This window comes from Vibrio sp. A37 (genome assembly GCF_059777565.1).
This window is the reverse complement of record NZ_JBLNLI010000012.1, coordinates 84,338-105,002: the sequence shown is the minus strand read 5'-3', so window position 1 is coordinate 105,002 and position 20,665 is coordinate 84,338. Positions and strand designations below refer to the sequence as shown.

21 protein-coding genes are annotated in these 20,665 nt (G+C 40.9%); 5 read left to right on the top strand and 16 right to left on the bottom strand.

Annotation, left to right across the window (positions count from 1 at the left end; all coding sequences use genetic code 11):
* The first annotated feature begins 39 nt into the window (after positions 1-39).
* Complete coding sequence (locus tag ACM2FC_RS18325) at positions 40-783, top strand: DUF1007 family protein (protein WP_498482437.1); 744 nt, start codon at positions 40-42, stop codon at positions 781-783.
* On the top strand, positions 767-1,843 hold the full coding sequence (locus tag ACM2FC_RS18320; protein WP_498482436.1) for a nickel/cobalt transporter: 1,077 nt from the start codon (positions 767-769) through the stop codon (positions 1,841-1,843). The genes ACM2FC_RS18325 and ACM2FC_RS18320 overlap by 17 nt, the downstream gene beginning before the upstream one ends.
* A 48-nt stretch (positions 1,844-1,891) precedes the next feature.
* On the opposite strand, the gene cfa is transcribed toward ACM2FC_RS18320, so the two are convergent.
* From cfa to ACM2FC_RS18305, 3 genes are all read right to left on the bottom strand, one after another.
* Entirely contained in the window at positions 1,892-3,034 is a 1,143-nt protein-coding gene (gene cfa, locus ACM2FC_RS18315; RefSeq protein WP_498482435.1) for a cyclopropane fatty acyl phospholipid synthase, read from the bottom strand.
* A gap of 542 nt (positions 3,035-3,576) precedes the next feature.
* Positions 3,577-4,731, bottom strand: a complete 1,155-nt coding sequence (locus ACM2FC_RS18310) for an ABC transporter substrate-binding protein (RefSeq protein WP_498482434.1) — start codon at positions 4,729-4,731, stop codon at positions 3,577-3,579.
* Between the two features lie 168 nt (positions 4,732-4,899).
* The gene (locus ACM2FC_RS18305; protein WP_498482433.1) at positions 4,900-5,277 is read right to left on the bottom strand and encodes a response regulator; all 378 of its coding nucleotides are present in this window, start codon (positions 5,275-5,277) and stop codon (positions 4,900-4,902) included.
* A gap of 425 nt (positions 5,278-5,702) precedes the next feature.
* On the opposite strand from ACM2FC_RS18305, the gene ACM2FC_RS18300 reads away from it, so the two are divergent.
* Entirely contained in the window at positions 5,703-7,112 is a 1,410-nt protein-coding gene (locus ACM2FC_RS18300) for a bifunctional diguanylate cyclase/phosphodiesterase (RefSeq protein ID WP_498482432.1), read from the top strand.
* Between the two features lie 128 nt (positions 7,113-7,240).
* On the opposite strand, the gene ACM2FC_RS18295 is transcribed toward ACM2FC_RS18300, so the two are convergent.
* The gene (locus ACM2FC_RS18295; protein WP_498482431.1) at positions 7,241-7,867 is read right to left on the bottom strand and encodes a LysE family translocator; all 627 of its coding nucleotides are present in this window, start codon (positions 7,865-7,867) and stop codon (positions 7,241-7,243) included.
* Positions 7,868-8,121: 254 nt separating this feature from the next.
* Here ACM2FC_RS18295 and ACM2FC_RS18290 point away from each other — a divergent pair, with 254 nt between their 5' ends.
* Complete coding sequence (locus ACM2FC_RS18290) at positions 8,122-8,451, top strand: YnfA family protein (RefSeq protein ID WP_498482430.1); 330 nt, start codon at positions 8,122-8,124, stop codon at positions 8,449-8,451.
* A 226-nt stretch (positions 8,452-8,677) separates the two neighbouring features.
* On the opposite strand, the gene dacB is transcribed toward ACM2FC_RS18290, so the two are convergent.
* Positions 8,678-10,084, bottom strand: a complete 1,407-nt coding sequence (dacB, locus tag ACM2FC_RS18285) for a D-alanyl-D-alanine carboxypeptidase/D-alanyl-D-alanine endopeptidase (protein ID WP_498482429.1) — start codon at positions 10,082-10,084, stop codon at positions 8,678-8,680.
* Positions 10,085-10,358: 274 nt separating this feature from the next.
* Between dacB and queF the strand changes: the two genes are divergently transcribed.
* On the top strand, positions 10,359-11,177 hold the full coding sequence (gene queF / locus ACM2FC_RS18280) for an NADPH-dependent 7-cyano-7-deazaguanine reductase QueF (RefSeq protein WP_498482428.1): 819 nt from the start codon (positions 10,359-10,361) through the stop codon (positions 11,175-11,177).
* A gap of 70 nt (positions 11,178-11,247) precedes the next feature.
* On the opposite strand, the gene ACM2FC_RS18275 is transcribed toward queF, so the two are convergent.
* From ACM2FC_RS18275 to ACM2FC_RS18225, 11 genes are all read right to left on the bottom strand, one after another.
* Positions 11,248-12,498, bottom strand: a complete 1,251-nt coding sequence (locus ACM2FC_RS18275) for a hypothetical protein (protein ID WP_498482426.1) — start codon at positions 12,496-12,498, stop codon at positions 11,248-11,250.
* A gap of 365 nt (positions 12,499-12,863) precedes the next feature.
* Positions 12,864-13,169, bottom strand: coding sequence for a hypothetical protein (locus tag ACM2FC_RS18270; protein ID WP_498482425.1), 306 nt, complete (start codon positions 13,167-13,169; stop codon positions 12,864-12,866).
* A gap of 211 nt (positions 13,170-13,380) precedes the next feature.
* Positions 13,381-13,821 carry a F0F1 ATP synthase subunit epsilon gene (locus ACM2FC_RS18265; protein WP_498482424.1) on the bottom strand — a complete coding sequence of 147 codons (441 nt, stop codon included), beginning with the start codon at positions 13,819-13,821 and terminating at the stop codon, positions 13,381-13,383.
* A 15-nt stretch (positions 13,822-13,836) separates the two neighbouring features.
* Positions 13,837-15,243 (bottom strand): F0F1 ATP synthase subunit beta, encoded by a 1,407-nt coding sequence (gene atpD / locus ACM2FC_RS18260; RefSeq protein ID WP_498482423.1) that lies wholly within the window; start codon positions 15,241-15,243, stop codon positions 13,837-13,839.
* An 18-nt stretch (positions 15,244-15,261) separates the two neighbouring features.
* Entirely contained in the window at positions 15,262-16,122 is an 861-nt protein-coding gene (gene atpG / locus ACM2FC_RS18255; RefSeq protein WP_498482422.1) for a F0F1 ATP synthase subunit gamma, read from the bottom strand.
* A 37-nt stretch (positions 16,123-16,159) separates the two neighbouring features.
* Positions 16,160-17,701: a F0F1 ATP synthase subunit alpha gene (atpA, locus tag ACM2FC_RS18250; RefSeq protein WP_498482421.1), complete on the bottom strand. Its 1,542-nt coding sequence runs from the start codon at positions 17,699-17,701 to the stop codon at positions 16,160-16,162.
* A 12-nt stretch (positions 17,702-17,713) separates the two neighbouring features.
* Positions 17,714-18,262, bottom strand: coding sequence for a F0F1 ATP synthase subunit delta (locus ACM2FC_RS18245; protein ID WP_498482420.1), 549 nt, complete (start codon positions 18,260-18,262; stop codon positions 17,714-17,716).
* Positions 18,263-18,279: 17 nt separating this feature from the next.
* Positions 18,280-18,750, bottom strand: coding sequence for a F0F1 ATP synthase subunit B (locus ACM2FC_RS18240; RefSeq protein ID WP_498482419.1), 471 nt, complete (start codon positions 18,748-18,750; stop codon positions 18,280-18,282).
* Positions 18,751-18,805: 55 nt separating this feature from the next.
* Positions 18,806-19,042, bottom strand: a complete 237-nt coding sequence (gene atpE, locus ACM2FC_RS18235; RefSeq protein WP_004727739.1) for a F0F1 ATP synthase subunit C — start codon at positions 19,040-19,042, stop codon at positions 18,806-18,808.
* 63 nt (positions 19,043-19,105) lie between these two features.
* On the bottom strand, positions 19,106-19,873 hold the full coding sequence (gene atpB / locus ACM2FC_RS18230; protein ID WP_498482418.1) for a F0F1 ATP synthase subunit A: 768 nt from the start codon (positions 19,871-19,873) through the stop codon (positions 19,106-19,108).
* 1 nt (position 19,874) lies between these two features.
* The gene (locus ACM2FC_RS18225) at positions 19,875-20,279 is read right to left on the bottom strand and encodes a hypothetical protein (RefSeq protein ID WP_498482417.1); all 405 of its coding nucleotides are present in this window, start codon (positions 20,277-20,279) and stop codon (positions 19,875-19,877) included.
* Positions 20,280-20,665 lie beyond the last annotated feature (386 nt).

Here is a 20,665-nt window from a genome sequence, read left to right as displayed (position 1 = left end):
TGGTGTCACTTGTACTTATCGTCTGGAGAAAGCCTTTAAATGAGGACAATCCTTTTTCAATGCGCAGGTCTTGCTAAAGAAAAACCGGCCAAAACCTCAATACCTTGTATTAAAACTTTATTGGCTTTTGCAATAACGTTGCTGCCTTTTGCTAGCAATGCTCACCCACATTCATGGGTAAGCATGAAAACCTACGTTCAAGGCGCGAAAAATACCATCACGGGTTTCAAACAAGAATGGACCTTCGATCCGATGACAACAGCTTACATGTTTGATGGTGAAGATATGAGTCCTGCTCACAAGAAAGCAACGATGCAAAAAGTGGCGGATTCTGTGATGAAAAACCTTTTAAATAGCCACTACTACACTTATTTTTACGACAAAAATACTCCAATAAAGTATTTAGTTGCTAAAGATGGCACCCTTTCGCAGAAAGGCCCAAAAGCGACCCTGACATTCGAATTACCACTTGCTCATCCTAAAAAAGTAACCGCTGACTCAATTGTTTTACGGGTATTTGAACCAACCTACTATATGGATATGACGTGGGATAATGCCAGCGACATTAAATTATCGCCAGAGCTAGCAAAAACATGTTCTTTTAAACTTATTCCTGCTCATCCAACCCCAGAAGAAGTTAGCTATGCAATGTCACTCCCACCGGATGCCGATCCTGACAATACATTAGGTCAATTATTCACCCAGACCATAAAGTTCCATTGCAACGTTCCAAAAGCCTCTAATAATAAAGCTCAGGAGAAAGTTAATGAGCAACCAAAATAGCATGAGATCAAACTCTCGTGTCCGTTACTACCTAAGCGCTGCCATCGCCTTGATGATCCTCGGCAGTATTGGTTACATGCTATTAAACGCCTGGCCCGTGATTTTGCTCAGCAGCATCAAATGGCAACGTGAAATAAATATGCAATTGACCGACTTACTTTATCAAGCCAAAGCTCATAGTGTGACAGCTGGATTATATTTGGCAGGGTTCAGTTTTTTGTATGGCGCATTACATTCGATTGGGCCTGGGCATGGCAAAATGATTGTCACTACTTATCTCGCAACCCATCCCACCAAAGTGAAAGTCAGCCTCGTACTGACGGTTTTGTCTGCTTTCCTTCAAGCAATCGTAGCAATAGTGCTGGTAACAGTTTTATTGATGGCATTTAATTCAACGATGAGGGAAGTCAACAGTGAAGCTAACCGATTCATTAGTCTTAGCTTTTACGCTATGTCAATTTTGGGTGCGATCATTATTTATCGTAGTGCAAAACAGCTTTGGCAAAGGTTTAAAGTTAAATTTCAGCCTGCTGATTTAGCGGTTGAAAGCGGCCCATATCAGTCATTCCAAAAATTAGAAGCCAAAGCAGAACATGGTCTTCAACTGCTCAAAGCTCCTAACTTCAACTCTGCTAAAAATCATGTACATCAACATGATGAAAATGGTCACTGTGGCTGCGGACATACTCACTTTGCCAGCGCTGAAGCAATTAACAAGGCTTCCAGTATGCGTGAGTATATCGGCATTATTATAAGCATCGGTATTCGCCCTTGTACTGGCGCAATCTTGGCTCTGTTATTTGCCAATGTTGTGGGGGCATATTGGCTAGGTGTCGTAAGTGCTTTTGTGATGTCAATTGGTACTGCACTAACCACGTCAACCATTGCTTTAATGACGATATCCGGAAAGAAGGTGGTATCTAAATACCTTGGAGCAAGCACTCATTCGACTTCTACAGCTGCGGTGGTTTTACAACTGCTAGGCGGCTCATTGCTTGTATTATTTGGGGTTTTGCTTATGCAGGTGCCTGTGTATGGGATGTCACCCATTCTGTCGTAACAGAATGACAATAAGAGGCGCTTTACGCGCCTCTCATGACTTCATCTATTATCTCGGTACTCGTATTCCGCCTTCGACGCCATTTTTACTAAATAACACCTGCCAAAGCTGAATATTTCTAGCTCTAAATGCGCCTGCGCATGAACTTAAATAGTAGTTGAACATTCGGTAGAACCTAGGCGAGTAATTATCTTTAATCTCTGGCCAACTCTCTTTAAACTTCTCTTTCCATGCCATCAATGTTCTATCGTAATCTGGGCCAAAGTTATGCCAGTCCTCCATCACCAACGATTTCTGACTGATATGACTGATTTGTTCAACAGAAGGTAAAACGCCATTTGGGAAGATATATTTATTGATCCAAGGGTCAACGTTAACCATTGTTTGATTGCTACCAATAGTATGCAGTAAGAAAAGACCTTCAGGCTTAAGACAACGTGATACTACGTCAAAATAAGCTTGATAATTTTTCGGCCCAACGTGCTCAAACATACCAACTGAGACAATTTTATCGAATTGTTCATTTAGGTCTCGGTAATCACACAGGCGAAGATCAACAGGTAAGTCTTTACAACGTAGCATGCCATATTGCTGCTGCTCTTTAGAGATGGTGACACCTGTGACTTTTACACCATAGTATTTTGCCGCAAATTCACTGAGACCACCCCAACCACAACCGATATCCAACAGTGTTTCACCAGGCTTAAGCTGTAGCTTTTCACAAATGAGTTTGAGTTTATCTTCTTGCGCTGTAGCCAAGTCTTCAGCGGTTTTCCAGTAACCACAGGAATACTGCATATAAGGGTCAAGCATTCTCTCATAAAGATCATTGCCTAAATCATAGTGCTCTTCGCCAACAATCCAAGCCCGTTTTTTAGTTTGCATATTGAAAAGGCGAGATCTTAGTACAAACATGATGTCGCTAAACCTATCTGGGCGCTTTTCATCAATCTGGTACTTAAGTAGGTAATAGAACATCTGGTCAAGATCCGCACATTGCCACCAGCCGTCCATATAGCTTTCACCTAAACCGATTGAACCTTCTACGAGAACACGTTTGTAAAAGTCTGGGTTAAGTACCTGAATATCATAGTTTCGAGAGCCGTTGAGCTGAATAGGTGAGTGAGACAAAAGATCTGAAATGACACTTTCCCACTTGCTGATTGGTAAATCGAGCGTACTTGTCGTCATATTGGCTTTACCTTAACAATGTTATCATTGTATTTATTTGATTTATGATATCAACTTTAGAGGCGTAGCATTTCAACTTCCCAATACTTTAGACATTCCTTTTATTTCTATCTAGTGCGTTAAATAAGTATTACTATATTCATATAATTATTAAAAACGAGCTTAGATAAAGTTTGCTATGCGCTATATAAGTATATTTTCTATATTTGCATCTAAGTAGCATATATTGAGAGTAAGCTTACCAAATCAGTCACCTTAGGATAAACCGCATAAATGGAAAACAGCTTTCGAGTACTTGCAACAATAGAAATTTTGTTAATTTAGACGACCGCAGAACAATAATAGCTTACATTACAGTAAATTACTCTTCAGTCAGCAGCCGGATAACAATATATTATATAGGGATGTATGATTTAGAGTAGTTATTAAAACTTGAAGATTTGTAAGTACAATTGACAAGTAAATTTATTATATCAAAGTTATGAATACATATATAAGCCCCATAATAGTCTCAAGTGGTAAAGAACTAAAATAACCAGAAGCTATTTTAGTTCTACGTTTTCTAAATTAAATTGATACTTTTTCATGTCTGGGTTATATACTCTAGAAAATTGCTTAAAGTCTATTTTATCCCAATCGTTGGTACCAAAATTTTGCATGTAAGGTCCAATATTATTCTCATCTAGAGCACTCATCTTAGTTTTAATCTGCAATCCAAGTAACGGCTCAAAGTCTTTTCCATGATGGTAATCATGCAGTAGTACGAGGGCCCACCCCCCTTCCATAAAGTGCCCACCTACCGTTGCAGCCATTTTATGATTCAAGACTGCTTGCTGGCCTTCATTTGTCCAATCAATCCCACCCGATATAACGCGACCACTTGACTCTCCAGTCTGCTCTTGTACACCAGACAAAGCACCAAAAGATAAAAAGTCACTCGCAGCCCACACCACGCTAATGTTTGGGTAACGTCTCATCAGAGAGGCCGTTTTCTGAGCGGCCATCGTAGAGCTCCAATCTGTGTACACAACTTGTACTAATTTCGATTGAGAAGACTCTTCGATAGCTTCCCTTAAACCGTTAACTCTTTGCTCAGCCACCGCTGTTGCTCTACCACCAGTAACTGCTATCACTTCTACTTTCTTACCAGAGCCATCTATTTTCTTCTCGGCTTGCTCAAGCAGTTTTTTGCCCAAAAGATATCCCGCATAACGATCATCAGGATGCATTTTGCCGATCCAATTTTTATATTTGCCTCTGGGTTTGCCTATCTCAGTATTATCGTTTTCAGAAACATCGGTATTGATTGTAAATACCTTGACTCCATTCTCTTGGGCAGATTTGAGCATCCAAGGACCAATCCTATTCAATAAAATGGCGACAAAATAATCCGGCTTATCTTCTGACTCCATCTCTTTTTTAGCCAGCTCTAAGTAATAGAACCGATCTTGAGATCTCGAATTGATAACCTTCAGTTCGATATTTAGATCTTTAGCAGCAGCCTGCATAAAAGAAACCACTTGATCCCAGAATGGATCGCCCGGAGGATCAGGATTTAACATAGTAACTTTAATCGGTTCCGAGGCCCACGCGGAACTGCCCACTATAAGTAACAAACACCCAACAAGTGTCTTAGCTTTCTTTATTAGTACGGTAATCGCACGTTTACAAAGAAACAAAAGATAATGTGAGTCCATTCTCTTACCCTTTTCTCTTATCGATACTTTTAACTATAGATAGAGATTAGAGTAGTTATACAGCACTAAATAAGAATTATTGAAATTGAGAATTCGATACAAAAACTATGAAGAACGGACAAAAGTCGTCAAATAGGTTAGTGATCTGATTGCTAGCGCTACAAATCGTTAACCTAAAAACAACCTAGCTTTGCTGACAAGCTCTTTGCTGAGGTCTGCTTTATCAATAACAATGTCAGCACCTAAGGAATCAGCAACTTTGAGTACAGATTGCGAGTCTGCGTTTCTAAACCCTGCTGACATGGCGATTATCGGCAAATCATAACTTCTACGAAGGTTTTCTATTAGCTCAAACCCATCGAGTTCAGGCATCATCACATCAGTAATGACAAGGTTATACGACTGGCTTTCGAGCAGTTCCAATGCTTCTTTGCCGTTACAGCACATAGCAACAGATAGCTGCTCACCAAACTCTTTATTCAAAAGCGTGTTTACAAATTGACGGATGTACTGGTCATCATCTACAACTAACGCTTGTTGCGTCATTCTTTTCCCCTATCATTGATATGCAGGATATTTTATATAGGTCCAACAAGTATAGGTAAGTTTTCATATAAGTGTGTACTATGCAATGGATTGGGGAGCAACGTTAGGCCCAAAAATCTAGTGCAACCCTCTAACCTAATTGAAAATTTTTGATGGAGCCGACTTTAACTCTCATCATGTAATTGCTAGTGTTACTGGTAATTCTCCATTCGGTGGAAAAATTCATATTGCTTAAGTTATGTAACCCGTAGCAACTTTAAACATTGCGCATTCATGATACAAATGCAGCAATAAGAGCACCAACTTATATAAGCGTAAATGCACATGCGTTATATATTAATACATGATTGCATCGTACTCATTCATTTCAGCACCATTACTAAATATTGTTTATTTGTTTAGTTTCATAATCTAAGGAAAAGAAAGTGAATACATCAGGTATATATGATAGACAGCTAAACATAGATACGAAGACACTTGCTTTAGTGTTTAAAAATGTTGATATCGCCGTCATTATTGCTAACGCAGAAAGAAAAATAGTCAATCTCAATAAAGCGGCGGAAGCACTCTTTGATTACAAAAATGAAGATATCAATGGTAAATATATCCATGCTTTATACGCACAAGAGCCTGAATTTAAGTCAGATCAAGAGCCACTACTGAATGAACGAGCAGACTACTCAGAAGATTCATATGTAGTCGAGTATCAAACTCGATTAGGCCATGTTTTTCATGGTGTCTCGACTGGAGGTGCAATCAAAAATTCGCAAGGCAAGACTCAATACTATGTCACTATGGTTAAAGATGAGTCGTCTCGCATTTCAGCTGAAGATACACTCAATAAACTACATGTTATAACTTCTGACCGCCAACTAAACTTTCAACAACGTGTGGACGCTATTTTACGCTTAGGCTGCGAGCATTTTGGGCTCCCTATCGGTATTTTTAGCAAAATTGAAGAGCAAGAATACATTGTCCAGAGAGCAGTTCATCCGGATGATGCCCTTGAGCCAGGAATGAAGTTTGACCTTGGTATCACCTACTGCGTACATGTATTTAACGCCAACGATGTACAAGGCTTTCATCATGTATCCAACAGCTCTATCGCCAGACATCCGTGCTTCGAAAATTTTGGCCTAGAAGCCTATTTGGGCTCACCTATTTTCGTTGATGGTGAACGCTATGGAACACTAAACTTTTCCAGCCCTCACCCCACTCGTAACTACATACGTCAAGATATTGAACTGGTGCGATTATTTGCCGAATGGGTTGGCCACGAAATCGCAAGAGAGAGAGACTTAGCCGCACTTGAAGACGCCCGTTCTCGGTTGGAAATCATGGCTAATACCGATGCACTGACTGGTCTATACAACCGGGGCTGCCTAGAAAAAGTGCTCACAGAACAAATCAGTACCTGTCTTCGATACAACCGCGATCTTGTCATAGCACTATTAGATTTTGACCATTTCAAATCCATCAATGACAACTTTGGTCATGATGTCGGTGACGAAGCCCTCAAATTGTTTGCACTCGTTGTAGAAAATGTAGGCCGAAAAGGGGACGTTTATGGGCGCTGGGGTGGAGAAGAGTTTCTCGCAGTATTCCCAAAAACATCTGCCAACGAATCTACTTATGTCTTAGACCGACTAATCGATGGCATTCGATCTCTAAAGCTAAAGAGCAACGGTAAACCAGTACCGCTTACTGTGAGTGTTGGTGTTACCTCGATAAAAGAAGGCGACAATATCGACAGCATGCTAAAGAGAGTAGATGCCCTTCTTTATAAAGCTAAAGAAAACGGTCGCGATCGAGTGGAAATGGACGTTGAAGACTAGGGCAGCGCTTGTCGCTCCCTTCTACGGCGTCAGTGCTGATTTGTGTAGGTGACTACACGGCACCACCACTTCCTTGTAGAAACAAGCGACAAACTGCTGCAAAAATCATCGCAAAAGACCAACACGCCCTAAGCTGATGCGAGCCATATACCAACACCTATCATTAGTGTGCCAGCTATTCTATTAATGAATCTTACGTTACCACTTTGATGTAAGAATTGGCTGAGGTAACGTCCTCCTATGGCATAAAGCAACAAGCAGGTAAATTCTAGAATCAATATGATTCCAACTAAGCTCATTACTTGAGGAACAACATGAGAAGCCGTACTGATGAATGGAGGCAGTAAGGCTATAAAAAACGCCCAGCCTTTAGGGTTTGTTGTTGCCGTCATGAACCCTTGTAACGCCAATTCATAACGTGACTTTACGATACTGGACGTATTATCGGCAGATACCGCCATTTTTCCTTTAGAACGCCAGAGCTGAACTCCTAGGTATAGGAGATAAATACCCCCTAAAACCTTCATAAAAGTAAACACTATTGGGTAAAGCAACATAACCGTCGCAGCGCCAGAAACAGCTGCGATTGCAACCAAGCCTACACCAATTAATTCTCCAAACATCATCCACATTGCGCGCCTAACACCTACCGACATACCCAGTGTCATCGACAACGTCATACACATTCCGGGAGTGGCAGAGACGAAAAAGAATGTCGGAATAAATATACCAAGTGTGGATGCGCTGACAAACATAAGTGATCCCCAGTTAAAGCGTGCACGACTGACGTTATTGCAGATATTTATTTAATTAGTATTAAAACATCTCATTTTCTGCTTAATTAGATGGTCATTTTACTGAGCTCATCAATCTGCACTGGAATAGTATCTAAAATGTAATAAAAACATCAAGAGATAGTTAATGAGAATTATTCAAAATATAAATTGACAATAAAGACTAGGCAGTTTTATCTTCTAACTGCCTTATTATTTACTAATAACCATACGTTATGCTTCAAAACTCTTATTTAATCGGATTATTTATACTTACTGCCATCGCGGAAATAATTGGCTGCTACCTCCCCTACTTATGGCTCAATCAAAATAAATCTGTTTGGTTACTGTTGCCAGCAGGGTTGAGCTTGATGATATTTTCTTGGCTACTCACTCTTCATCCAGATGATGCAGGTAGAACTTATGCAATGTATGGCGGGATATACGTGGTTACTGCGATCTTTTGGCTATGGGGAGTTGAACGGGTCATGCCCACAAGATGGGACGTATCAGGTGCCATGGTCATTTTGTTGGGAGTCGGAATTATCTTTTTTGGAAATAAATAAAAAATATGCGGTAAGCGAATTAGGGGGGAGGTTCGCTTACCGCATCTGCAATAACACAACATAATTTTCTACAGGAGTTGAGTCTAAACTCTATATTCATATTGATGCTCAAACAATGTGTATTGTTTAAGACAATGCGTCAATTTGTAAAAGTGTGTAACACCAACTAGAGAAAAGGCCAAAATCATATTAAAAATCAAAGCACTATACTCTCCTCTTTCGCTGCTTATAGTTGGCTATAAATCGCTTGTACAACTTTATTCTGCAACTGCCTAGCCTTATGTATATCACTCGATTGATTGATCAAAATTGAATAGACAATTTTGTGATTTTTGAACGTTGTAACGACACCCGATAGGCTTGATACACCTGAGCGTTCCATACTTCCTGTTTTTGCATAAGCGTTATCTTTAATATCTTGTGAACACATTCGCTTCCAGAGCGTTCCATCAGTGCATGCGATAGGCAACAGTGGTTTGTAAACAGAAGCGAGATCTTGGTTATTTAAAATATTAAATAGCACATGAGTAATTTGAGCAGGTTGTAACCTGTCGTAGATAGATAGCCCAGCGCCATCAGCAAAGTCTTTACTGTTTAAACTCAGATTTGTGTTCGAGTTTATGGTACGAACCAAGGCGTCAATACCATTGGTAAAATTGCCATTTTCACCGTTATTTTTATACACCTGTCCCATTTTTTTCAATATGGCGTTTATGTACAAGTTATCCGAGTTTTTGAGTGCATATTTTAGAATGCTTTGCAGATCTTCTGAGCTATGAGTACTCAAAGTGTCAAGCCCCTGTGGCATCTGATGGACATATAAGATATGACCGCTAAAGTCTATGCCGTTATCAGTAAAAACCTTTGCTAACACATTACGTAAATACTCCCTACTATTCTGGATTGATAGCTTAAGTTTGTAGGGTTTAGCACTAGCCCGAGCACAGCCTTCTAACGTTGAATGGTTAACATAATTGATATCAACACTGGCTGGGCAATCCGCATAGGTCTGCGTACTAACCTCTCCTTTGAGATTATGAATAAAGTCGTCGCCAACTTGCAGTTGCGCTGGTTGGCCTATCGTATTTGAAGGAGTGATTGTCACAGAAAACTGATTTTCATTAAGAATGAAACCGTTGACCGGCGACGCATAGCCCCACATAAGATCATCACTAGTTGCTCCAGGCGGAACCGTCATACCATCGTAGGGGTTTACTACGTATATATTTCCAGTGATCTTTTTAATATTTGACTGTTTAATTAAGTCTTGTAGTTGTTCAACCGTCAACGTTGGATCACCGCTAAAAGAAAGGTAATAGTCTCCGCTTAATACTTTATTGTGGATAAGCTTTTTATCAGCAAGGACTTGAGTCGTGAACTCAAAATCAGGGCCCAACATATATAGAGACGCCGCCGAAGTTAATATCTTCATGTTGCTGGCGGGAACAAAATAATCATAAGCATTGTGGCTGTATACAGGCTTACCGGATTTCAAGTCCAGTATTGAGATGCCAATATCTCTGTTATTACTGGTCTTTAGAATTTGCTCTAACTCGCTTGAGAATCCCTGACAAAACCCATATCCAAAAGGCATGAATGTCATCAGTACCAATAACCATTTTGAAGCTTTCATTGCTCTAACCTGTCATGGAAAGTGCTTGATCTTTAGCACTTTGTACGACTCTCTTCAAGTTAGATTTGTTATGGTTCAGTTAAAATAGTGCGTAATCAATTTTAACCTCTTGACGTTGAGTTTCGTTGTTAGCCTAAAGTTTTTAATCTGCCACTTAGCTCAGCTAAATCGGTAACATTTCCCCGCAAATTATGCTAATTTGCCACCCGATATATGAGCCGGCTGAACGCCTGTTTTACAATGCCAAACTGATAAAGCTCTTAAAGGTATACCCATGGATTATTCTAAGAATTTAGGTAAAAAAACCGAGTATGTTTCTACTTACTCCCCAAGCCTACTCGACCCTATCCCTAGAGCCGGAGGCAGGAGCAATATCAAGCAGTTTAGTGATAGAGGTTTAACTGGATACGACTTGTGGACGGGTTATGAGCTTTCTTGGCTAAATTCAAAAGGAAAACCAATGGTTGCCGTCGCTGAATTTAAGATTCCTGCGAGCAGCCCAAACCTTATTGAATCAAAGTCATTTAAACTATATTTGAATTCATTCAACCAATCGAAATTCAACACTGCACAGCAAGTTACAGAAGCACTGACATCTGACCTAAGTCAAGCGGCTGGAGGTGCTGTGGCAATAAAGCTACACGACGTGACTGAAGCCTTTCAGATGCAAGATAGTAATGCAGGATTTCAGTGCATCGATGACTTAGATATAGAAGTAAGTTGCTATGAATATAATGAAGACAGTTTGCTAAACAACACGTCGGAAAATATTGTAGAAGAAAACATATGCTCGCATTTACTAAAATCCAACTGTCTAGTTACCAACCAGCCAGACTGGGGTAGCGTATACATAAAATATACTGGCCCTGCTATAGATAAAGAAGCTTTGTTGAGATACGTCATCTCATTTAGAGATCACAACGAGTTTCATGAGCAATGTGTCGAACGTATTTACAGTGATATCAAGCGTTGCTGTAACCCAGAAAAATTGACCGTTTTCGCTCGTTATACTCGCCGTGGTGGCTTGGACATCAACCCTTTCCGCAGTGACTTTGAACAAACCATGTCTGTTGACCGCATTTTAAGACAATAACTCAGCCCCACATAAATAGTGCTCATTAAAAATGAGCACTATTTATGTTCAATCCCTAAAGTCGAATAGACTAAGTTGCTAGTTTACTCGTTGCGTAAGCGTATAAACTGTTTGCTACTTTCATTAAAGCTTCAGCTTGCTGTTTACTTACGTTTAACTGGGTATACTTTGTATTCTTAAATTGCTGAATCATGCCTTCAAGCACTTTAAGCTCCATATTCACACCTAAAGTAGTCCTGCGCGCTTTATCAAACCAACTTGAGTTCATATGCTTTTGCACACCTTTTAGTATGTCGACATTTGTAACGGTAAAAGCTCGACTCGTATCTTTTGTTGTTCGTAAAATCTCATAAATAACATGCTCTTGCTCTTTTGCTTCCGCCATTACGCCAGTGTTTAACTGTAGCTCAGCAATAGTTTTAGAATTCGGCATTTGTATAAAGAACTTGATGTCTCGATAGCCAGAATCTTGAGCGCCAACATTGAATTTCTCCAAATCACCGGAGCCAGAATCATAGCGGTCTTTTAATGCTTTTTGATGATTCTGAACAGCTTGAAAGGCTGGAGATTTAACAACATCATTCTTTGCTCGAATAAGATCCGCCGTTGTTTTAAAAATAATGGTCGCTCGCGCGCAGTCTTTTAAATTTCCTATGTCGGAGCTTCGCTCACGGATAGTCACTTTTTGCAGTGCTCCTTTAAAAGACTTAGTGCCTTGGAAAGCTCCGGGAGGTTGAACTACTGTCCCATCGCTGATACTGGCTATTTTATCCGCAAACGACAATAGCTCTATTTGAGCCTCGATGAACTTTTTATATAGAATGAATAGTTGCTTGGTTTTAAAACGAACGTTGTTAAGTTGCCTCCTAGCCCCATAGCTGAGTTTGCCAGTACTGTTCTTAATTTCTTCTTGGTATGTTTTATCCAGATATTGGGTGAGATGAGCATCACTTTTGAGACAGTTAAACATAATTTCCAATGTATCGTCTTCCCCCTTATTTAAGGGAGCATTGGCACGATACTCATTGTAGAAACTTTTCGCATTTTTAAGCTTTTCTTTGCTAACAAGGTTGAACCCTTGTGACAACCCTCCTCCTAGGTTTTTGATTTGCCCTAAGACTTTAGACATATTCTGTTTAGCCGCTTGTTCAGTATCATTTAGAAAGCGAGCTTTCTTTGCTGCTTCCGCTGCTAACTTTTTATATTTTTGTTTTTGAAGTCTTTTATTAGATTTTTTCTTAAATGATTCAAAAGTCGGTACATTTAAAGATTCATAAATTTTGTTTTCAAAAAAGGAAATTCTATCTTGTATACTGCCCATAAATACGCCTCACTCTCTTCAACAGGAAGGGTTTAGCAAACTAAACAATACGAACTGACTCCTAATAAATTTGCTACAAAATATCTGTCTAAGAACCGTCTCGAAGTACTAAAAAGCGAACGTGTTTTATACAAATATTTCCTCTCCCTATGCTTAATTTGCCCTAATTGCAATTTAAATGAACAGTTTATAAAACCAAAGGCATATGAATATTCCTCTGGGGAATATTCATATAAATCAGTTAATTAAAAATAGAGAGAAATATAAATATTAAATCTAGAGGAAAGTGTTTTAAGAATTAGATAGCAGTAGAGAAAACTAGCTACGCATTACAAAGAATTAAATGACTTAAGATTGGAGAGTTTCTATATGGAAGAATGCATTCTTTTCATATGTCCTTTAAGCACCTCATGTGCTTCGTTTGCTTCCTCCAAAAGCTTTCGGTTCCGGTATAATACGGCCTCACTTTGTTTGAAGTTACGGTTGCTTGAAGTAACCCAAGCCTCGACTTCGATCAATAATGAATGCCAAGCTTCCTCTTCTGTTTTAAAGTGGGTGTTGTTATATATTTCATATCCATCAGAATCCATAGCTGGATATTTGCTACTTGGACAATCTACTAACACCACATTCCAATTAATTCTATCTGCCCTATACAGCTGCGACGACATAGTAAACCTCGTATTGGATATATTTCATGTTCGATGGCAATCTATATGAAGTAACAATAAATTAAAAAGAATATGGGTATTCCACCAAGGAATGCGAATAGAAAACAAATGGTTATATATTGGGACGTAGTAAAAAAGAGAGAGCAATTAGCAGGAAATAAAAAACCTCTGCTCAAAAAGCAGAGGTTTTTCGATATAAAGAAAAGCAGGCTTATCTTCTGCGCTGGCTTGTTAGCTCAACCACTCGCAACTGTGCAAGCGCTTTCGCTAGCTCTAGCTGCGCTTGAGCGAAGTTGATATCACCATCGTGACGGTTGATATTTTCAAGAGCCATCTGACGTGCAGCTTCCGCTCTTGCTTTATCAATCTCTTCACCATGCAATACCGTATCAGCCATTACAGTGACAACTTCAGGCTGAACTTCCACTAAGCCACCAGAGACGTATAGTACTTCTTCTGGTTGCTTTAAGTCAGCGACAAAGCTAGCAACACCCGGTTTGATCTTACTGATCAACGGAGAGTGACCTGGACGAATACCCAATTCACCATCCGCACCAGAAATCGCTAAAGCGTGGGCGGGACCAGAGAAAATCACCCCTTCTGCACTGACTATTTGAAGGTCAAATGTGTTCTCACTTACACCTATAGCCATGTTACCTCCCCGCTGTTAAGCTTTTTTCGCGTTTTCTAGTACTTCGTCAATTGAACCACAGTACATGAAAGATTGCTCTGGGATATCATCATAATCACCCGCTAGCAGACCTTTAAAGCCACGTAGTGTTTCTTTTAGAGGTACGTATACGCCTGGGTCACCAGTAAAGACTTCTGCTACGTGGTAAGGCTGAGTTAAGAAACGCTCAATCTTACGTGCACGAGATACCACTTGCTTATCTTCTTCAGATAGCTCATCCATACCTAGGATAGCGATGATATCTTTTAGCTCTTTATAACGTTGCAGTGTTTGCTGTACGCCACGAGCAATGTCATAGTGCTCTTGACCAACAACTAGAGGGTCAAGCTGACGAGACGTTGAATCTAGCGGGTCGATCGCTGGGTATAGACCCATAGCGGCGATGTTACGGTTAAGTACAACTGTTGCATCCAAGTGAGCAAACGTTGTTGCTGGAGACGGGTCAGTCAAGTCATCCGCAGGTACGTATACCGCCTGTACAGACGTGATAGAACCAGAACGAGTTGACGTGATACGCTCCTGAAGTACACCCATCTCTTCTGCAAGAGTTGGCTGGTAACCTACCGCTGATGGCATACGGCCTAACAGCGCTGATACCTCAGTACCCGCAAGTGTATAACGATAGATGTTATCGATGAACAGTAGTACGTCACGACCTTCGTCACGGAACTTCTCAGCCATTGTTAGACCAGTCAAAGCAACACGTAGACGGTTACCCGGTGGCTCGTTCATCTGACCGTAAACCATCGCTACTTTTGATTCTTCAGGCTTCTCAACGTTTACAACGCCCGCTTCCTGCATCTCGTAGTAGAAATCGTTACCTTCACGAGTACGCTCACCAACACCAGCGAATACAGATAGACCTGAGTGTTGAAGTGCGATGTTGTTGATAAGCTCCATCATGTTAACGGTCTTACCTACACCCGCACCACCGAACAGACCGATTTTACCACCCTTAGCGAATGGACAAACCAAGTCGATAACTTTAACGCCTGTTTCTAGAAGCGCAGTTTCGTTCGATTGCTCTTCGTAGCTTGGTGCTGGACGGTGAATTGCATAGTGCTCTTCTGCACCGATTTCGCCGCACTCATCGATTGCTTCACCAAGAACGTTCATGATACGACCAAGAGTCTTAGTACCTACAGGCACAGAGATTGGCGCACCAGTGTTCTCTACTTTCATGCCACGACGTAAACCGTCAGAGCTACCCATAACGATGGCACGAACAACGCCACCGCCAAGTTGTTGTTGAACTTCAAGAACAAGTGATGTGCTCTCTTCACCAACAAGGCGAAGTGCGTCATATACGCGCGGGCCACTGTTGTGTTCAAATTCTACGTCAACGACCGCGCCGATGACTTTTACTATCTTACCGATACTCATTATTTACCTCGGAAATCTTTAAACCGCTTGCGCACCCGACACGATTTCACTCAATTCTTGAGTGATCGCTGCCTGTCTAGCTTTGTTGTAGACAAGTTGTAGATCTTCGATCAACTTACCAGCGTTATCTGTCGCAGCTTTCATAGCAACCATTCGAGAAGCTTGTTCACAAGCGATGTTCTCAACTGTACCTTGATACACTTGAGACTCAATATAGCGATGCACCAAGTCATCTAATATTACTCGAGGATCTTGTTCATAGATATAGTCCCAACGAGCATTTGACTTTGAGTCTTGTTCATCTTTTGGATAAGGCAGTAACTGCTTCACCGTAGGTTTTTGTACCATGGTATTCACGAACTCGTTGTACACAATATAAAGACGATCAATTTGACCTTCGTTATACGATTCCAACATCGCGTTTACTGTACCAAGTAGGTCTTCAACCTTTGGCTCATCACCAAGTCCAGATGTTTGTGCGACCACTTTGGCTGCACTATGGAAAAAGCCGATAGCTTTCGAGCCAACAAGGGTGGTTTCAACATCCACGCCTTTCTCGCGCCATTCTGCCATTTCAGTCAGTACTTGCTTAAACAGGTTTGTATTCAATCCGCCGCACAAACCTCTATCAGAAGAGATAATGATGTAAGCGACACGCTTAGCTTCACGCTCTTCTAAATATGGGTGGCTATACTCGAGTGTGCCTGATGCAACATGGCTAATCACTCTGCGCATGCTCTCAGCGTAAGGACGGGCTTTTTCCATGTTGTCCTGTACCTTACGCATTTTACTGGCTGCCACCATTTCCATCGCACTAGTGATCTTCTGAGTGCTTTTTACACTCGAGATTTTAGTGCGAATTTCTTTTGTATTGGCCATGGTTAGCTCCCCTCTTAATTAATTGAGATTGGTGCGATTACCATGACTGCAAAGCAACAAAATCATCTAGAAGCTTGGTTAGCTGAGCTTGGATATCATCGTTGTAATTTCCAGTCTCATTGATAGTCTTAAGAAGCTCAGGCGCGTTTGATTTCGCGTGTGCTAGAAGACCTTCTTCAAATGAACCAACTCGAGACAACTCAACACCGCTTAGGTAGCCTTTTTCAGCTGCGAATACGATCGTCGCTTGCTCAGCCACAGACATTGGTGCGTATTGCTTTTGCTTCATCAATTCAGTCACGCGCTCACCGTGGTCAAGCTGTTTCTTAGTTGCTTCATCTAGGTCAGATGAGAACTGAGCAAACGCTGCCAATTCACGATATTGAGCAAGTGCGGTACGGATACCACCAGACAGTTTCTTGATGATCTTAGTTTGCGCTGCACCACCAACACGAGATACCGAGATACCTGGGTCAACTGCTGGGCGTAGACCTGCGTTGAATAGCTGAGTTTGCAAGAAGATCTGACCATCAGTAATCGAGATTACGTTGGTCGGTACGAACGCTGATACGTCACCCGCTTGCGTTTCGATGATAGGTAGTGCAGTTAAAGAGCCTGTTTTACCTTTTACTTCACCATTAGTGAAACGCTCTACGTACTCTTCGTTTACACGAGCAGCACGCTCTAGTAGACGTGAGTGGAGGTAGAATACGTCACCAGGGAATGCTTCACGGCCCGGTGGACGTTTTAGAAGTAGTGAGATTTGACGGTAAGCAACAGCTTGCTTTGACAAATCATCGTATACGATAAGTGCATCTTCACCGCGGTCACGGAAGTATTCACCCATTGTACAACCCGCATAAGGTGCTAGGTATTGTAGAGCTGCTGATTCAGAAGCAGAAGCTACAACAACAATGGTGTTTTCCAGTGCGCCGTGCTCTTCTAGCTTGCGTACTACGTTAGCGATAGTCGATGCTTTCTGACCGATTGCTACGTATACACATTTAACGCCAGAATCTTTCTGGTTGATGATCGCATCGATTGCCATCGCTGTTTTACCAGTCTGACGGTCGCCGATGATAAGCTCACGCTGACCACGGCCGATTGGCACCATAGAGTCAACGGCTTTATAACCAGTTTGGATTGGCTGATCTACCGATTTACGGTCGATAACGCCTGGGGCGATGATTTCTACCGCGTTAAACAAATCTGTTTTGATTTCGCCTTTGCCATCGATTGGCTGACCTAGTGTATTAACTACACGGCCAAGCAGTGATGGGCCAACTGGCACTTCTAAGATACGACCAGTACCGGTTACTTTCATGCCTTCGCTAAGGTCAGCGTAAGGACCCATTACAACCGCACCTACTGAGTGACGCTCAAGGTTAAGTGCTAGTGCGTAACGGCCACCTGGCAATTCAATCATCTCGCCTTGCATGACGTCGGCTAGGCCGTTGATAGTGATGATACCGTCGCTGATTGACACGATAGTACCTTCATTGCGGGCTTGGCTGCTCACATCGAAGGTTGCGATTCGTTCTTTGATTAAATCGCTAATTTCTGTTGAATTTAATTGCATTTCAAATACCTATTACATGTGCAAGCTAGTTGCAAGACGATGGATAGAGGACTTTAAAGAACCGTCGATGACGAGTTCGCCAGCCTTGACCACAATGCCGCCGACTAAATCGCTGTCAACTTCATTGGCTAACGATACTTTTCTATCTAGTTTTTTCTCTAGAGATTTCGTTAGCGCCTCAAGTTGCTCTTCGCTCAATGGCTCAGAGGAAACAACGGTCGCATCTAACATTTTGTCGTTTTCGTTCTTTAGCTCTTCAAATACGCTTAGTACTTCTCGCACTGCGATTAAGCGTTGGTTCTCTGCCATCACCTTTATCAGGTTTTGCACATGATCATCGAGAAAGCCTTGGCACACGGAAAATAGAAAATGAAGGAACTCATCAGATTCTGTTTTCCCACCTTGTTCAAGGTTTTTTACTTGGGCAGCAACTTGTGGTTGCTCGATTACATCGACAACAACAGTGAGCATCGAAAGCCACTCGTCTAGAGTCTGCTTTTCTTTTGCAAACTCAAAAGCTGCCTTAGCATATGGGTAAGCAATGGTTTTTAAATCGGACATTTTGCTCCCCTTGTGCGCTAAATATCTTTGATCAATTGATCAACCAGTGCACGGTTCGAATCCGTATCCAAGTTTTTATTGATCAGTTTCTGCGCACTATTGATAACAAGATCAGCCATTTCGTCTTTAAGTTCTTGGCGAACGCGATTCTTCTCGCTTTCTACTTCGGCTTCACCCTGAGCAATAATGCGGGCTTTTTCTTTTTCTGCCTCTTGAATGGCTTCTTCGATAATCTGTTCACGACGCTTTTGGCCTTGAGCAATCATCTTACTGACGTCTTTTTTCGCATCTTCAATAAGTTGATTACCGTTTTCTTTAGCCAGTGCTAATTCTTTAGCCGCCATTTCAGTATTACGAAGGCCTTCGGCAACGTCTTTCTGGCGCTCTTCTAGCATTTGGCTAAGTGGCGGCCAGACATACTTCATACATAGCAAGACAAATATCACGAACGATATTGCCTGGCCTAACATGGTTGCATTTAAGTTCATCCCGTCCTCTCTTAATTCGCTGATGGTTCTCTTTAAGTTGAATAGAGGGAGGAAGTTACGCTACCGCAAAGATGATATATAGACCGATACCAACACCAATCATAGGAACCGCATCAACAAGACCCATCATGATGAAGAATTGAGTACGTAGCATAGGAGTAAGGTCTGGTTGGCGAGCAACACCTTCTAAGTATTTACCAGCTAGATTACCGATACCGGCAGCGGCACCTGCTGCACCCAAACCAATTAGTAGAGCACCAGCAACGTATAGAACTGCACTTACAATATCCATTGAAAACTCCAATATATAAATAGTTAATAAAGGTTAAATAAATTAGTTAATTAAGTTGGCCAGTTAGTGTTTTTCTACTGCTAAGGCCATATAAACGATGGTCAGAACCATAAATATAAATGCTTGCAAAGAAACAATTAACAAATGGAACAGTGCCCAAGGTACACTTAGTGCCCATTGAATCCACCAAGGCATTAATGCGATCAAAATGAAGATCATTTCGCCCGCGTACATGTTGCCAAATAGTCGTAAACCCAGAGAAATTGGTTTAGAGATTAGCGTTACTAGCTCTAATACAAAGTTCACTGGATAAAGAAACGGTGAATCAAACGGTTGAGTAGTCAATTCCTTAACAAAGCCAACAAGACCTTTTGCTTTGAGAGTGTAGATAATCATTACTACAAACACTCCCAATGCCATAGACATTGTGACGTTCACGTCCGCTGATGGTAAATCTCTAAAGTGTTGCGCGCCAAGCGCTCTCGCTACATAAGGAATAAAATCAACTGGTAATAAGTCAATGAAATTCATTAGGAAGACCCAAACAAATATCGTCAACGCTAAAGGACCAATAAGTCTGTCTTCAGCCTGAAATATTTCTTTGGCGAGGTTGTTGACGAATTCGAACACGATTTCGATAAAGCATTGAAAACGACTCGGTACTCCCTTCGTGCTTTTAGATATCGCGTAACGGAATACAGCGATAAATAGCAATCCAAGAATCCAAACCATGATCATTGAGTCGAGGTTAATCGACCAAAAGCCCTTACCTATTGTGAAGAATGTTTCATGGTGCTCAATATAATCATGAGCGGTTAGTACTTTTTCCACCTTACCCTATCCTTAAATCATCTTCTTTTTTATTTAAAAATGGAGAGACGAAGTACCCGATGAATGTAATACAGTAGCTTGCGATTACAACAATATTTTCTACGTCCATTAAACGAAAAACAATGGCGAACAAAATAACGGTATAAACGAGTTTAACCTTCCTGCTAAATTGTATGAGGTCCTTTATTTCGGCATCAGGGTTCTTCTTAGCTTTAACACTGGCTAAATACATTCCAAATAAACCTGGAATAATCGCCACTACAACACCAATAGAAGCTGACTCTATGCGAGCAATATCCCCAGAAAATATCTGATAGATAATAACCAGCAACCCGAAAAATAACTGACTTCGCATCATTCTCTTTATTGCTATAAGTATGTCTTCGCTCGTTGTACTGTCTACCATGCTTATACCTTTGAGTTATAGCCATAGAGCGTACATATTCGCGGCAATAATACTTCAGCAACTAAAGTTGTTAACATTTAGTTACACTTAAAAATATAGATACCAGCACTCATTCTTTATCGGCTCGATACCAAGATACCCCTATTGATAAGGTGATTAAAGTCTCAAAAAATGAATACTTTCATTTCAATTTTGCCCCTTTAATCGTTAAAAATTGACCAACTTATTAATCATGTTGCATATTGCATTCAAGTTCAATTAATAAACAAACGTGATACAGATCAATTTATTTTGTTACAAATATTAAATTTCGTTGCCAATATGTTTTTTGCATGAGTGATTTTATAACTGAACAAATTTCGTTCTAAGTTCAAATTTGGTCAAAT